Source organism: Actinophytocola xinjiangensis (assembly GCF_001921215.1).
GTDB lineage: Bacteria > Actinomycetota > Actinomycetes > Mycobacteriales > Pseudonocardiaceae > Actinophytocola > Actinophytocola xinjiangensis.
Map to the genome: position 1 here is coordinate 175,782 of NZ_MSIF01000010.1, position 16,165 is coordinate 191,946.

Sequence of the window (16,165 nt, forward strand, 5' to 3'; positions counted from 1 at the left end):
ATGCCTGGCACCAGCAGGCCACTGACCGCCGCGCAGTCCGGGATGTGGCTCGCGCAGCAGGTCGATCCGGCCAACCCGATGTACGCCATCGCCGAGCGCATCGACATCGACGGGCCGTTCTCCCGGACCGTGTTCGAACAGGCGCTGCGCCAGGTCGTCGGCGAGTGCGAGGCGCTGCGCACCACGATCGTGCGCGAGGGCGACGAGCTGCGCCAGGTCGTGCACCCCGCTCCGGAGTGGACCCTGCTGCACGCCGACCTGAGCGCGCACCCCGACCCGGACGCCGCCGCCGACCAGTGGCTGCGCGACCACACCCACCAGCCGGTCGACGAGCACGCCGCCACCTTGTTCACCTTCGGGTTGCTGCGCCTGGGCCTGGAACGGCACACCTGGTTCGTCCGGCCGCACCACGCGATCCTCGACGGCTACAGCGGATCGCTGATCACCACCCGGGTCGCCCGCGTCTACTCGGCGGCGATCATCGGCGAGCCGTGCCCGCCCAGCGACTTCGGCACCGTCGCCGACCTCGTCGACTACGACCGGGACTACCGCGACTCGGAACGGTTCGACCGCGACCGCACCTACTGGACCGACAGGTTCGCCGACCGGCCGGTGCCGGTGAACCTCGCCGGCCGCCCGGCGAGCGTCCCCGGCTCGCACGAGCGGCTCACCGGCGAGGTGCCGGCCGCCGACGCCGAGGCACTGCGTGACCTGGCCAGGGAGGCCGGGGTGGCGTGGCCGGTGGTGGTGTTCGCCGGGATCGCCGGCTACCTGCACCGGGTCACCGGCAGCCACGACGTGATCCTGGGCCTGGCCGTCTCGGCGCGCCAGGACGACGTGTCGCGCCGCACCCCCGGCATGGTGTCCAACGCGATCCCGCTGCGGTTCACCGTCCACCCCGACATGGCGGTCCTGGACCTGGTGCGCGCCACCGGCGCCGAGGTGCGCGCCGCGCTGCGCCACCAGCGCTACCGCTACGAGGACCTGCACCGCGACCTCGGCCTGGTCGGCAACCGCCGCCGGCTGTGGGGGCCCGAGGTCAACCTGCTGCTCTACGACTACGCCATCGACTTCGCCGGCTGCGACGCGCGGGTGCGCAGTGTGTCGATCGGACCGGAGGAGGACCTGTCGCTGATCGTCGACGGGCGCGGCGCCGGGGCCGGGTTCGCCGTCGACTTCCACGCCAACTCCCAGCTGTACGGGGCGGACGCGGTCGCCGGGCACCGGGCGCGGCTGCTGCGCTACCTCACCGGGCTCGCCGCCGCCGGCCACGACGCGCCGCTGCGGACGATCGAGGTGCTCACCGCCGTCGAGCGGGCGACCGTGACCCGCGACCCGCGCACCGGCGCGGTGGCGCACGTGCTGACGCCGAGCCGGCAACGCACCCTGCCCGGCGACACCGGCGAGCTGTACCGGGAAGGCACCGGGCCGGACACGCTGTACGCCACCGGTGAGCTGGCGGCGTGGCTGCCCGACGGCACCATCGAGCCGCGCGAACCCGTCGAGGAGGACGACACCGAGCCGGCGGCACGCGCGCACCACTCCCCGCACACCGACATCGTCCGGGGCCTGTTCGCCGAGGTGCTCGGGGCGGAGACGGTCGGGGCGGACGAGCGGTTCTTCGACCTGGGCGGGCACTCGCTGTCGGCGATCCGGCTGCTGAGCCGGATCCGCTCGGTGTTCGGGGTGGAGCTGACCATCCGGCAGGTGTTCGAGTCGCCGAGCCCGGCGGGGCTCGCGGCGCTGCTGGACCGGGCCGACGGCGCCCGGCTGGAGCTGACCGCCCGGCCGCGCCCGGAACGGATCCCGCTGTCGTTCGCGCAGCGGCGGCTGTGGTTCATCAACAAGCTGGAGGGCCCGAGCGCGCTCTACAACCACGGGATGTCGCTGCGGCTGTCCGGCGAGCTGGACCGGGAGGCGCTGGTCGCCGCGCTGTCGGACGTGGTCGCCAGGCACGAGAGCCTGCGCACGGTCTTCCCCGAGGTCGACGGCACGCCCTGGCAGCGGGTACTGCCCGCCACCGAGGTCCAGCTGTCTGTTGTGGACGCTGAGGAGTCGGCGCTGACCGACGTGGTCAACGCCGAGGCCGGCCGGGGTTTCGCGCTGGACACCGAGGCGCCGCTGCGGGCGACGCTGTTCGTGCTGGGCCCCGGCGAGCACGTGCTGCTGATCGTCGTGCACCACATCTCCAGCGACGGCTGGTCGCTGGTCCCGCTGGCCCGCGACCTGTCCGACGCCTACCGCGCCCGGGTCGCCGGCGCCGCCCCCGACCGGGCGCCGCTGCCGGTCCAGTACCCGGACTACGCGCTGTGGCAACACGAACTGCTCGGCGACGAGCACGACCCGGACAGTCTCGGCGCCCGCCAGCTGGCCTTCTGGCGCGAGGCCCTCGCCGGCCTGCCCGACGAGCTGGCGCTGCCGGTCGACCGGCCCCGGCCCGCGCGGATCAGCCACCGGGGCGACCAGGTGCGGTTCACCATCGACCCCGCGCTGCACCGCCGCCTCGCGACCCTGGCGACCGCCAACCAGGTCAGCCTGTTCATGGTGTTGCAGGCCGGGGTCGCGGCCCTGTTGACCCGGCTGGGCGCGGGCACCGACATCCCGCTGGGCACCCCGGTCGCCGGGCGCACCGACGAGGCGCTCGACGAGCTGGTCGGGTTCTTCGTCAACACGCTGGTGCTGCGCACCGACACCTCCGGCGACCCGACCTTCGGTGAGCTGCTCGGCCGGGTCCGGGACGCCGACCTGGCCGCGCACGCCCGCCAGGACGTGCCGTTCGAGCAGCTCGTGGAGGCGCTCAACCCGGCCCGTTCGCTGGCCCGCCACCCGCTGTTCCAGGTGATGCTCACCCTGCAGAACGCGCCGACCGGCGAGCTGGAGATGCCGGGGCTGGCGGTGCGCCCGCAGGAGGTCGAGGTCGGTATCGCCAAGTTCGACCTGGAGTTCATGCTGGAGGAGCTGCCCGAGGGCATCGAGGGCATCCTGGAGTACAACGACGACCTGTTCGACCGGTCGACGGCCGAGGCGATGACCCGCCGCCTGGTGCTGCTGCTCGACCAGGTCGCCGGTGACCCGGACCGCCGGGTCACCGCGCTGGACGTGCTCGGCGCCGCCGAGACCCACCTGATCGTCGACGAGTGGAACCCCGCCGCCGAGACGGCGCCGGCGACGTTCACCGCACTGTTCGACGCGCGCGTGCGCGAGACCCCGGACGCGGTCGCCGTCCTGGACACCGAACCCCTGACCTACGCCCAGCTCGACGCGGCGGCCACCCGCGTCGCGCACACCCTGACCGGGCGCGGCGCCGGCCCGGACACCGTCGTGTCGCTCACCCTGGCGCCCTCGGCGGAGCTGGTCGTGGCGACCGTCGCCGTGCTGCGCGCGGGCGCGGCCGTCCAGTACGGCACCGGGACCCCGGCGGCGCTGGTCCTCGACGCGCTCCCCCCGGCCGGTGACCCGCCGCCGCTGCCGCCGGTGGTCCGGCCGCAGAACCTGGCGCTGGTCCGCGACGGGTTGGGTCTGCCGCACGCCGGTCTGGCCGCCGCGCTCGCCGAGGAACGCGCCGCCACCGGCCTGGGCCCCGGCAGCACGCTGACCCCCACCGGCCCCCGCGAGCTGGTGCTGGCCCTGCTGGCCGGCGCGACCCTCGACCCCCGGGGCGACGGCGCCACCACCCACCGCACGGTCACCCCGGCGCAGCTGGCGCGGGTCAGTGACGCGCGGGTGGTGACGGTGGCCGGCGGGCCGCTGCCGGCGTCGCTGGCCGCGCGGGTCATGCCGGCCGCGCACCTGGTCAACGCCCTGCTGCCGGCCGCGTTGCTGCTGGCGGCGACCCGCTGGACCGGGCTCGCGCCGGCCCACCACGACCGGGTCCCGGTCGGCCGCCCGGTCGCCGGCACGGCGGTGTACGTGCTGGACGAGACACTGCGCCCGGTGGCCCCCGGGGTGCCCGGCGAGCTGTACCTGGGCGGGCCGTGGCTGGCCAGAGGGCTTCTCGGTGACCCGGCGGGGACCGCGCACCGGTTCGTGGCCAACCCGTTCGCGAGCGGGCGGATGCTGCGCACCGGCGCGCCGGCCCGGTGGACCGCCGACGGCCAGCTGCTGCTCACCGGCCCGGCGTCGGACCCGGTGCGCGCCGAGTCGGCGTTGTTGGCCCACCCGGACGTGGACCGCGCGGCGGTCGTCGTGCGTGACGGTGTGCCGCACGCCTATCTCGCCGGTGGGTGCCCGGATCCCGAGGTGCTGCGCGAGTTCGTCGCCGGCCTGCTGCCCCCGGCCCTGGTGCCGGCCGCGTTCGTCGTGCTCGACGCGCTGCCGCTGACCGCCGGCGGTCAGCTCGACCACGCCGCGCTTCCGTTGCCCGGCACCGACGAGCCGAGGGAACGCTCACCCCACCAGGAAGTCCTCTGTGGACTGTTCGCCGAGGTGCTCGGGGTGGCCGAGGTCGGGCCGCACGACCGGTTCTTCGAGCTGGGCGGCCACTCGCTGTCGGCGATCCGGCTGCTGAGCCGGATCCGGTCGGTGCTGGGTGTCGAACTGGGTGTGCGGCAGATCTTCGAGACCCCCAGCCCCGCCGGGCTGGCCGTGCAACTGGACCGGGCGGCGGGGGCGCGGCTGCCGCTGCGCCAGCGGGTGCGCCCGGACCGCGTCCCGCTGTCCTTCGCCCAGCGGCGGCTGTGGTTCATCGACCGCCTCGAAGGCCCGTCGGCCACCTACAACCACGGCATGTCGCTGCGGCTGTCCGGTGACCTGGACCGCCCGGCGCTGGCCGCCGCCATCAACGACCTCCTCGCCCGGCACGAAACCCTGCGCACGGTCTTCCCGGAGACCGACGGCACCCCCTGGCAGCGGATCCTGCCGGCCACCGACATCCCACTGTCCATCGTGGACGTCGCGGAGGACGGCCTGCCCGCCGCGATCAGCGCCGAGGCCCGCCGCGGCTTCCGGATCGACACCGACGTGCCGGTCAGGGCGACGCTCTACGCGCTGGCCCCCGGCGAGCACGTGCTGCTGATCGTCGTGCACCACATCTCCAGCGACGGCTGGTCGATCGTGCCGATGGCCCGCGACCTGTCCACCGCCTACACCGCCCGCGCCGCCGGCCACGCCCCGGACTGGGTGCCGCTGGCCGTCCAGTACGCCGACTACGCGCTGTGGCAGCACGAACTGCTCGGCGACGAGGACGACCAGGACAGCGTCGCCGCCCAGCAGCTGGCGTTCTGGCGCGCGACCCTGGCCGACGTCCCCGAGGAGCTGTCGCTGCCCACCGACCGGCCGCGTCCGGCCGAGGTCAGCCACCGGGGCGACGCCGTCCAGTTCGCCATGGGCACCGGCCTGCACCGCCGGCTCACCGACCTGGCGCACCGGCACAACGCGAGCCTGTTCATGGTGTTGCAGGCCGGGGTCGCCGCCCTGCTGACCCGCCTGGGCGCCGGCACAGACATCCCGCTGGGCACCCCGGTCGCCGGGCGCACCGACGAGGCCCTCGACGACCTCGTCGGGTTCTTCGTCAACACCGTCGTGCTGCGCACCGACACCTCCGGCTCGCCCAGCTTCGCCACACTGCTCGACCGGGTCCGCGAGGCCGACCTGGCCGCCCAGTCCCACCAGGACCTGCCGTTCGAGCGGCTGGTCGAGGTGCTCAACCCGGCCCGTTCGCTGGCCCGCCACCCGCTGTTCCAGGTGGTGGTGTCGTTGCAGAACGCGGCCGACGGCGAGCTGGCGATGCCGGGCCTGGCGGTGCGCCCGCAGGAGGTCGAGGTCGGCGTCGCCAAGTTCGACCTGGAGTTCCTGATGGAGGAGACCGCCGCCGGCATCGAGGGCGTGCTCCAGTTCAGCACCGACCTCTACGACCGGTCGACGGTCGCCGAGCTGGTCCGGCGCCTGGAACTGCTGCTGGAGCAGGCCGTCGCCGACCCGGCCCGGTCGATCACCGAGCTGGACGTGCTCGGCCCCGAGCTGACCCACCGGATCCTCACCGAGTGGAACGACACGGCCGCCGACCTCCCGCCGGCGACCCTGCCCGACCTGATCCACGCCCAGGTGCTGCGCACCCCGCACGCCCCGGCCGTGCTCGCCGGGCACACCACCCTGACCTACGCCGAGTTCGACGCGGCGGCCAACCGGCTGGCGCACCTGCTGCGTGAGCGCGGCGCCCGCCAGGACACCGTGGTCGCCCTGGTGCTGCCCCGGTCGGTCGAGCAGGTCGTGGCCGAGGTGGCGGTGCTCAAGGCCGGTGCGGCCTACCTGCCGATCGACCCGCACCAGCCGGCCGAGCGGATCGCGTTCATGCTCACCGACGCCGAACCGGTCGACGTGCTCACGATCGAGGGCAGCCGGGGCGAGCTGGCCGACCCGCTGGTGCTGGACGACCCCGCGCTGGTCGAGGAGCTGCGCACCAGGCCGGTGACCGCGCCGGACGTGGCGCTCTCGCCGGACAACCTGGCCTACGTCATCTTCACCTCCGGCTCGACCGGGGTGCCCAAGGGCGTCGCGGTGACCCACGCCGGCATCGCCAGCTTCTCCGCCGCCGAGGCGCAGCGCTTCGACGTCACGCCCGACAGCCGGGTGCTGCGGTTCTCCTCGCCGAGCTTCGACGCCTCGGTGCTGGAGCTGTGCATGTCGCTGCCGCTGGGCGCGGCGGTGGTCGTGCCGCCGCCGGGGCCGCTGGCCGGCGAGGTGCTCGCCGAGGTGCTGGCCGACCGCGCGGTGACCCACGCGCTGATCCCGCCGGCCGCGCTGGCCAGCGTGCCGCCGGTGGACCTTCCCCGGTTCCGGTCGCTGATCGTCGGCGGCGACGCCAGCTCGGCCGACCTGGTGGACCGGTGGGCGCCGGGCCGGCGGATGGTCAACGCCTACGGCCCCACCGAGTGCACGGTCGTGGCCACCACCAGCGGCCCGCTGACCGCCGGCCAGGGCACCCCGCCGATCGGCACGCCGATCCTCAACACCCGCGTCCACGTGCTCGACGCGTACCTGCGCCCGGTCGCCCCCGGGGTCCTGGGCGAGCTGTACATCGCCGGGGCCGGGGTCGCCCGCGGCTACCTCAACCGCCCTGGTCTGAGCGCCGAGCGGTTCGTCGCCGACCCGTTCGGCGGGCCGGGCGCTCGGCTGTACCGCACGGGCGACCTCGTGCGGTGGACCGGCGACGGCCAACTGCACTACGCGGGCCGCTCCGACCACCAGGTGAAGGTGCGGGGTTTCCGGATCGAGCTGAGCGAGATCGAGGCCGTCGTCGGCGGCCAGCCCGGGGTCGGCGGCGTGGCGGTGACCGTCCGCGAGGACGAGCCGGGCGTGCGCCGCCTGGTCGCCTACCTGGTCCCCGACGGCGCGTCGGACCCGGATGTCGACGCGGTCCGCGAGCAGGCGGCGCGGGTGCTGCCGGACTACATGGTGCCGGCCGCGTTCGTGGTGCTGGAGCGGCTGCCGCTGACCACCAGCGGCAAGCTCGACCACCGCGCCCTGCCCGAGCCGGAGTTCGCGCCGGCCGGCGGCGGCCGCGCCCCCGCCTCCGAGCGGGAGGAGCTGCTGTGCCGGCTGTTCGCCGAGGTCCTCGGCCTGCCGGCGGTCGGGCCCGACGACGGGTTCTTCGCCATGGGCGGCGACAGCATCGTGTCGATCCAGCTGGTCAGCAAGGCCCGCCGGGCCGGGCTGCTGTTCGGCGCGCGGGACGTGTTCGCGCACAAGACCCCCGCCGGGCTCGCCGTGGTCGCCACCGAGGTGGACGACGCGGCCGTGGAGGCGCCCGACGCCGGCACCGGCGAGCTGCCGTTCACCCCGATCATGCACTGGCTGGCCGAGCTGGGCGGACTCACCAGGCGGTTCAACCAGACCGCGCTGGTGCGCACCCCCGCCGGGGCGGACCTGGACAGGCTGACCACCCTGCTGGACGCGCTGCTCGACCACCACGACGTGCTGCGGCTGCGGCTGGGCGAGGCGACGCTGACGGTCGACCCGCGCGGCACGGTGCCCGCCGCCGGCCTGCTGCGCCGTGTCGACACGGCCGGCCTGACCGGCGACGCGCTGCGCGCGGTGGTCGCCGCCGAGGCGGAGGTGGCGTGGGGCGAGCTGGACCCGGCCGCCGGGCGGATCCTGCGCGCGGTCTGGTTCGACGCCGGGGACGCGCCGGGCCAACTGCTGCTGGCCGTGCACCACCTGGCGGTCGACGGGATCTCCTGGCGGGTGCTGCTGCCCGACCTGGCCTCGGCGTGGGAGGCGGTCGACGCCGGCCGCCCGGTCGAGCTGGAACCGGTCGGCACCTCGTTCCGCACCTGGGCCCGGCGTCTCACCGAGGAGGCCGCCGCGCCGGAGCGGGTCGCCGAGGTGTCGCTGTGGCGGCGGATGCTGGGCCGGCCGGGGACCCGGCTGGCGACCCGGCCGCTTGACCCGACGCGTGACCTGGTGGCCGACGCCGGAACCCTGACGCTGGAACTGCCGGCCGAGGCGACCGCCGCGCTGCTGACCGAGGTGCCGGAGGTGTTCCGCGCCGGGGTCAACGACGTGCTGCTCACCGGGCTGGCGCTGGCCGTGGCCGACTGGGCGCGGCGCACCGGCCGGGGGCCGGGCGGCGTGCTGATCGACCTGGAGAGCCACGGCCGCGAGGAGATCCTCGACGGCGTCGACCTGTCCCGCACGGTCGGCTGGTTCACCAGTATGTATCCGGTGCACCTGGACCCCCAGGTGCGGGACTGGGCGGGGCTGTGGACCGGCGGGCCGGCCGTCGGGACCGCGTTCAAACGGGTCAAGGAGCAGCTGCGGGCGGTGCCGGACAACGGGATCGGCTACGGCCTGCTGCGCCACCTCAACCCGGAGACCGGGCCGGGGCTGGCGCGCCTGCCGGTGCCCGAGATCGGCTTCAACTACCTGGGCCGCCTCGACCTCGCCGGCAACGACGCCACCGGGTCGTGGGACCTGGCGCCGGACGCGGACGAGGTGGCCGGCGGCACCGACGGGCACGCGCCGGTGTCGCACGTGCTCGACCTGAACGCGGTCGCCAGGGGCGGCGGTGGCGGCACCCAACTGGTCGCCACCTGGACCTGGGCCGCCGCTCTGCTGACCGAACGCGAGGTCGCCGACCTCGCTGGCACCTGGTTCCGCGCGCTGGACACGCTGATCGACCACGCGCGCCGGCCCGACTCCGGCGGCTACAGCCCGTCGGACCTCGCGCTGGTGCCGATGTCGCAACACGAGATCGACCTACTGGAATCCGAGTGGAGGACACTGCAATGACGAGGCCAGGTCCCGAGGACATCCTTCCCCTGGCGCCGTTGCAGCAGGGTCTGCTGTTCCACGCCCTCTACGACGAGCGCGAGCTGGACGTCTACACCGTGCAGCTGGCGATCGACCTGCACGGCCCGCTGGACACCGCCAGGATGCGCGCGGCCGCCGAGGCGCTGCTGCGCCGCCACGCCAACCTGCGGGTCGGTTTCCTGCACGAGAAGCTGGCGACCCCGGTCCAGGTGGTGGCCCGCTCGGTCGAGCTGCCGTGGACCGAGATCGATCTGTCCACTGTGGACCCATCGGCGCTGGCCGGCGAGCTGGCGCGGGTGCAGGCCGACGAGCAGTCCCGCCGGTTCGACCTGGCCCGCCCGCCGCTGCTGCGCTTCGCGATGATCGCCACCGCGCCCGGCAGCCACCGGCTGGTGCTGACCAACCAGCACATCCTGCTCGACGGCTGGTCCACCCCGGTCCTGGTCGGCGAGCTGTTCGAGCTCTACGCCAGCGGCGGGGACGAGTCGGCGCTGCCGCCGGTCGCCCCCTACCGCGAGTACCTGGCCTGGCTCAACCGCCAGGACCGCGCCGCCGCCGAGTCCGCCTGGCGCGACGCGCTCGCCGGGCTCGACGGGCCGTCGCTGTTCGCCGAATCGGCGCCGATCGCCGACGGGCTGCGCCCGCAGCAGGTCGTGCGGGAACTGTCGCCGGAGCGCACGGCCGCACTGGCGGCCCTGGCCCGCCGCCACGGGCTCACCTTCAACACGATCGTCCAGGTCGCGTGGGCGATCCTGCTGGGCCGGCTGACCGGCCGCGACGACGTCGTGTTCGGCACCATCGTCTCCGGCCGCCCGCCGGAGATCGCCGGCATCGACCGCATGGTCGGGCTGCTGATCAACACGCTGCCGGTGCGGGTGCGCCTCGCGCGGTCCCGCTCGCTGCTCGACACGCTGACCGCGGTGCAGGACGAGCAGGCCGACCTGCTGCCCCACCAGTACCTGGGGCTGGCCGACATCCAGCGGCTGGCTGGGTTCGACACGCTGTTCGACACCGCCGTGGTGTTCGAGAACTACCCGGTGGACACCGAGAACCTGACCGAGCTGCCCGGCGGGCTGCGCCTGGGCGAGATCGAGTCCCGCGACGGCGGCCACTACCCGTTCAACCTCAACGCCCACCTGCACGAGGGCCAGCTTCGGCTGCTGCTGAACTACCGCTCCGACATCCTCGACGCGGCGACCGTCGAGCGGCTGGGCGCGCGGCTGACCGCGCTGCTGGAGGCGATGCCCACCGAGCTGGAGCGCCCGGTCGGCGCCCTGGACGTGGTGCTGCCCGACGAGCACCGCCGGTTCACCGCCCCGGCCACCGAGGCCCCGGCGCCGGCGACGATCCCCGCGCTGTTCGCCGCGCGGCTCGCGCGGAACCCGGACGCGGTCGCCGTCGTGTTCGAGGACACCACGCTGACGTACCGCGAACTCGACGCGCGCGCCAACAGGCTCGCCCGCCACCTCGCCGCCCAGGGCGCGACCACCGAGCGGTTCGTGGCGCTGGCGCTGCCCCGCTCGCCCGAGCTGGTGGTGGCGGTGCTCGCGGTCCTCAAGTGCGGCGCGGCCTACGTCCCGGTCGACCCGGCCTACCCGGCCGAGCGGATCGCCTACATCCTCGACGACGCCGCCCCGGTGCGGATCGTGACGACCGCCGAGATCGGTGCCCGCCTGCCCGGCGACACCCCGCACGTGGTCCTGGACGACCCGGCGACCCGCGCGGCCATCGACGCCACCGACGCCACCGGTCTGTCCGATGTGGACATCGCGGTGTCCTCGCCGGCCTACCTGATCCACACCTCCGGCTCCACCGGCCGCCCCAAGGGCGTCGTGGTGACCCACCACGGGGCCGCCGCGCTGTCGGCGACCCAGCGGGACCGGCTGGGCGCCGGGCCGGACAGCCGGGTGCTCCAGTTCGCGTCGCCGAGCTTCGACGCGGCGTTCTGGGAGATGGCGATGGCGCTGCTGGCCGGCGGCGCCGTGGTGCTCGCCCCGGCCGAGCGGCTGGCCGTCGGCCCCGCCCTGGCCGAACTGCTGGTCGCCCAGGGCGTCACGCACGCCACCCTGACCCCCTCGGCGCTGGCCGCACTAGCCGGCGACACCCTGCCCGACGGGATGACCCTGGTCGTCGCGGGCGAGGCGTGCGCGCCGGAGCTGGTGGACCGGTACGCCCCCGGCCGCCGCATGATCAACGCCTACGGCCCGACCGAGACCACGGTGTGCGCCACCATGAGCGGCCCGCTGACCGGCGGCGCCCCGGCCATCGGCGTCCCGGTCGACGGGACGCGGGTGTACGTGCTCGACGGCGGCCTGCGCCTCGCGCCGCCCGGCGCGGTGGGGGAGCTGTACGTGGCGGGCGCTGGCCTGGCACGCGGCTACCTGCGCCGGCCGGGTCTGAGCGCGGAGCGGTTCGTCGCCGACCCGTTCGGCGGCCCCGGCGAACGCATGTACCGCACCGGTGACCTGGTGGCCTGGAACACCGACGGCGAGCTGGAGTTCCTCGGCCGCGCCGACGACCAGGTGAAGCTGCGCGGGTTCCGCATCGAGCTGGGCGAGGTCGAGTCCGCGCTGACCGGACTGGACGGGGTGGCGCGCGCGGTGGCCGTGGTCCGCGACGACCAGAACCTGACCGGCTACGTCATCGCCGAACCCGGCGAGGCCCTCGACGGGGCCGTGCTCTGCCAGCGGCTCGCCGAGTTCCTGCCCGAGCACCTGGTGCCAGCCGACGTGGTCGTGCTCGACGAGTTCCCGTTGACCCCCAACGGAAAGCTCGACCGCCGCGCGCTGCCCGAGCCGGACCGGGCGCTGACCCGCGCCGCCAGGGGACCGCGCACCCCCCAGGAGGAGATCCTGTGTGGGCTGTTCGCCGAGGTGCTCGGCCTGCCGTCGGTCGGCATCGACGACGACTTCTTCGCCCTGGGCGGCCATTCGCTGCTGGCGACCCGGCTGCTCGGCCGGATCCGGTCGACGTTCTCGGTGACGCTGGCGGTGCGTGGGCTGTTCGAGACCCCGACGGTCGCGGGCCTGGCACCGAAGGTGATGACCGGGGTGGCCGCGCGCGAGCCGGTGGTCGCGGTGGAGCGCCCGGAGCTGGTGCCGCTGTCGTTCGCGCAGCGGCGGGTGTGGTTCCTCAACAAGTTCGAGGGTGCCGGCGGCACCTACAACCTGCCGGTCGCGCTGCGGCTGACCGGTGAGCTGGACCGCGCGGCGCTGGCCGGCGCGATGTCCGACGTGCTGGCCCGTCACGAGAGCCTGCGCACGGTGTTCCCCGAGGTCAACGGCACCCCGTGGCAGCGGGTGACCCCGGCGGCGCCGATCGCCCTGCCGGTCGTGGAGATCGCCGAGGCCGACCTGGCCGGCGCGCTGCGCGCCGAGGTCGGCCAGGGCTTCGACCTGGCGGTCGACCTGCCGCTGCGGGCGAGCCTGTTCGTGCTCTCGCCCCGGGAGTGTGTGCTGCTGGTGGTGATGCACCACATCGCGAGCGACGGCTGGTCCTCCTCGGTGCTGGGCCACGACCTGTCGACCGCCTACGCCGCGCGCCGCGCCGGTTCGGCCCCGCGCTGGGAGCCGCTGCCGGTGCAGTACGCGGACTACGCGCTGTGGCAGGACCGGGTGCTGGGCGAGGAGTCCGGCGGCGCTCTCGGCGACCAGGTCACCTACTGGACCCAGGCGCTGGCCGGGCTGCCCGACGAGGTGACGGTGCCGCTGGACCGGCCGCGCCCGACCCAGCCCACCTACCGGGGCGACACCGTCGAGTTCACCCTGCCGGCCGAGCTGCACGGCCAGCTGGTTGAGGTGGCCCGGCGCTGCCAGGCGTCGGTGTTCATGGTGCTCCAGGCCGGGGTCGCGGCCCTGCTGTCGCGGCTGGGCGCGGGGACCGACATCCCGTTGGGCAGCCCGGTCGCGGGTCGGGTCGACGAGGCCCTGGACGGTTTGGTCGGGTTCTTCGTCAACACCCTGGTCCTGCGGGTCGACGTGTCCGGTGACCCGACGTTCCGTGAGCTGGTGGGCCGGGTCCGGGAGACCGATCTGGGGGCCTACGCCAACCAGGACGTGCCGTTCGAGCGGCTGGTCGAGGTGCTCAACCCGGTGCGGTCGCTGTCGCGGCACCCGCTGTTCCAGGTGTCGCTGGTGTTCGACAACAACCCGGACGCCACGCTGGACCTGCCGGGGCTGACCGCCGACCCGGAACCGGTGGACATCACCGTGTCCAAGTACGACCTGGCCCTGCACCTGGAGGAGACCCGCGACGCCGACGGCACGCCCGCCGGTCTCGCCGGCCTGGTCCAGTTCAGCACCGACGTCCTGGACCGGGGCTCGGTGACGACCCTCGTCGAGCGGCTGGAACTGTTCCTGGGGGCCGTTCTCGCCGACCCGGACACCACCGTCGGGCGCCACGAGGTCGTCGACTTCGTCGAGCGCCGGCAGCTGCTGGACGAGTGGTCCGGTCCGTCGCGGGAGGTCGCCCCGGCGACGGTGCACGCGCTGGTCGAGGCCCAGGCCGCCCGCACGCCCGACGCGGTGGCGGTGGTCGACGGCACCGGGGTGACCTACGCCGACCTGAACGCCCGCGCCAACCGGTTCGCCCGCTGGCTGGTGTCCCGGGGGGTCGCCCCGGGTGACCGGGTCGGTCTGCGCCTGGGTCGTTCGGTCGACGCGGTGGTCGCGATGCTGGGGGTGCTCAAGGCCGGCGGCGCGTACGTGCCCGTCGACCCCGAGTACCCGGCCGAGCGGGTCGAGTACCTGCTGGGCGACTGCGCCCCGGCCCTGGTGGTCGACGCGATCGCGGGGGAGGGGTTCGCCGGGGAGAACCTGGACCTCGCGGTGTCGCCGGGGGCCGCGGCGTACGTGATCTACACGTCGGGTTCGTCGGGCTGGCCCAAGGGCGTGGTCGTCGAACACCACGCGGTGGTGGACTACCTGTCGTGGGTCCGCGCCGAGTACGGCGCGGTCTCGGGCGTGTCGGTGGTGCACTCGTCGCTGTCGTTCGACCTGACGGTCACCGCGTTGTTCGGCCCGCTCGTGTCGGGCGGCACCGTGGTGCTGGCCGACCTGGAGGACGGCGTCGCCTGCTCGTTCGTCAAGGCGACCCCCAGCCACCTGGGCCTGCTGTCCGAACTGGACAGTGCGTCGTCGCCGACCGGTGAGCTGCTGCTGGGCGGCGAGGCCCTGTCGGGTGAGCAGTTGGCGGTGTGGCGGTCGGCGCACCCGGACGTGCGGGTGCGCAACGTGTACGGCCCGACCGAGGCGACGGTCAACTGCGCCGAGTTCGTCATCGAGCCCGGTGACGTCGTCGCCGACGGTCCGGTGCCGTTCGGTCGTCCGCAGGCCAACGCGCGTCTCTACGTGCTGGACGCGAACCTGCGGCTCGTTCCGCCGGGCGTGACCGGTGAGCTGTACCTCGCCGGCGGCGGTCTGGCCCGGGGTTACCTGGGTCGCGTCGGCCTGACCTCCGAGCGTTTCGTCGCCGACCCGTTCGGTGTCCCCGGTGCCCGGATGTACCGCAGTGGTGACCTCGCCCGGTGGACCGCCGACGGTCAGCTCGTCTACGCGGGCCGCGCCGACGACCAGGTCAAGCTGCGTGGCTTCCGGATCGAGCTCGGTGAGGTCGAGGCCGCGTTGCTGGGCCACCCCGACGTCACCGGTTCCGCCGCGCGGATCTGCGACGAGCGCCTGATCGGGTACGTCGTCACCACCGCCGACCCCGGTGCCGTCCTCAAGTACGCCGCCCAGCGGCTGCCCGAGTACATGGTGCCCGCCGACCTCGTCGTGCTCGACACGCTTCCGTTGACCCCCAACGGAAAGCTCGACCGTCGTGCGCTGCCCGTGCCCGACCTCGCCGCCGCCGGCACCGGCCGCGCCCCCCGCACCCCGCAGGAAGAAATCCTCTGTGGACTGTTCGCCGAGGTTCTCGGCCTGCCCTCGGTCGGTGTCGAGGACGACTTCTTCGCCCTCGGCGGGCACTCGCTGCTCGCCACCCGCCTGGCCAACCGCGTCCGGGGCGCGTTCGACGTCGAATTGAGCGTGCGCACCCTGTTCGAGACCCCGACCGTCGCCGGGCTCGCCGCGCTGGTCACCGCCGGCGCCGGCACCGCCCGCGAACCACTCGTCGCGCGCGAGCGGCCCGACCTGGTGCCGCTGTCGTTCGCCCAGCGACGGGTGTGGTTCCTCAACCGGTTCGCCGACCAGGGCGGCGCCTACAACCTGCCGATCGCCCTGCGCCTGACCGGCGACGTCGACACCGACGCGCTGCGGTCGGCCATGGCCGACGTCCTCGCCCGCCACGAGAGCCTGCGCACCCTGTTCCCCGACGTCGACGGCACACCGCACCAGCGGATCCTGCCCACCGCCGACCTGCCGTGGACCGTGCGGCACCTCGCCGAGGCCGACCTGACCGACACCCTGCGCGCCGAGGTCGGCCAGGGCTTCGACCTGTCGGTCGACCTGCCCGTCCGGGCCACCCTGTTCACCCTCGCGCCCCGCGACCACGTGCTGCTGGTCGTGATGCACCACATCGCCAGCGACGGCTGGTCCTCCTCGGTGCTGGGCCACGACCTGTCGACCGCCTACGCCGCCCGCCGCACCGGCAACGCTCCACAGTGGACGCCACTGCCGGTGCAGTACGCGGACTACGCGCTCTGGCAGGAGAAGGCGCTCGGTGGCGCCCAGGCCGGCCAGATCGACTACTGGCGCGAGCGGCTCGCCGGCCTCCCCGAGGAACTGGCGCTGCCCTTCGACCGGCCCCGCCCCGCCGAGCAGAGCCACCGGGGCGACGAGGTGTGGTTCACCCTGCCCGCGTCGCTGCACGCCCGGCTCGTCGACGTCGCCCGCGACACCAACGCCTCGGTGTTCATGGTGCTCCAGGCCGGCATCGCCGCCCTGCTGTCCCGCCTGGGCGCCGGCACCGACATCCC

2 protein-coding genes (1 of these 2 running past the window's edge) are annotated in these 16,165 nt (G+C 74.6%); both read left to right on the top strand.

What is annotated here, in order from left to right:
- A complete protein-coding gene (locus BLA60_RS43460) occupies positions 1-9,228 on the top strand; it encodes a non-ribosomal peptide synthetase (protein WP_154814496.1) in 9,228 nt (3,075 codons plus the stop codon).
- Positions 9,225-16,165, top strand: partial view of a non-ribosomal peptide synthetase gene (locus BLA60_RS21300; RefSeq protein WP_075134704.1) — the beginning only. The gene runs 8,161 nt beyond the window's last position; the window shows 6,941 of its 15,102 coding nt (coding positions 1-6,941); the start codon lies at positions 9,225-9,227; the stop codon falls past the right edge of the window. The genes BLA60_RS43460 and BLA60_RS21300 overlap by 4 nt, the downstream gene beginning before the upstream one ends.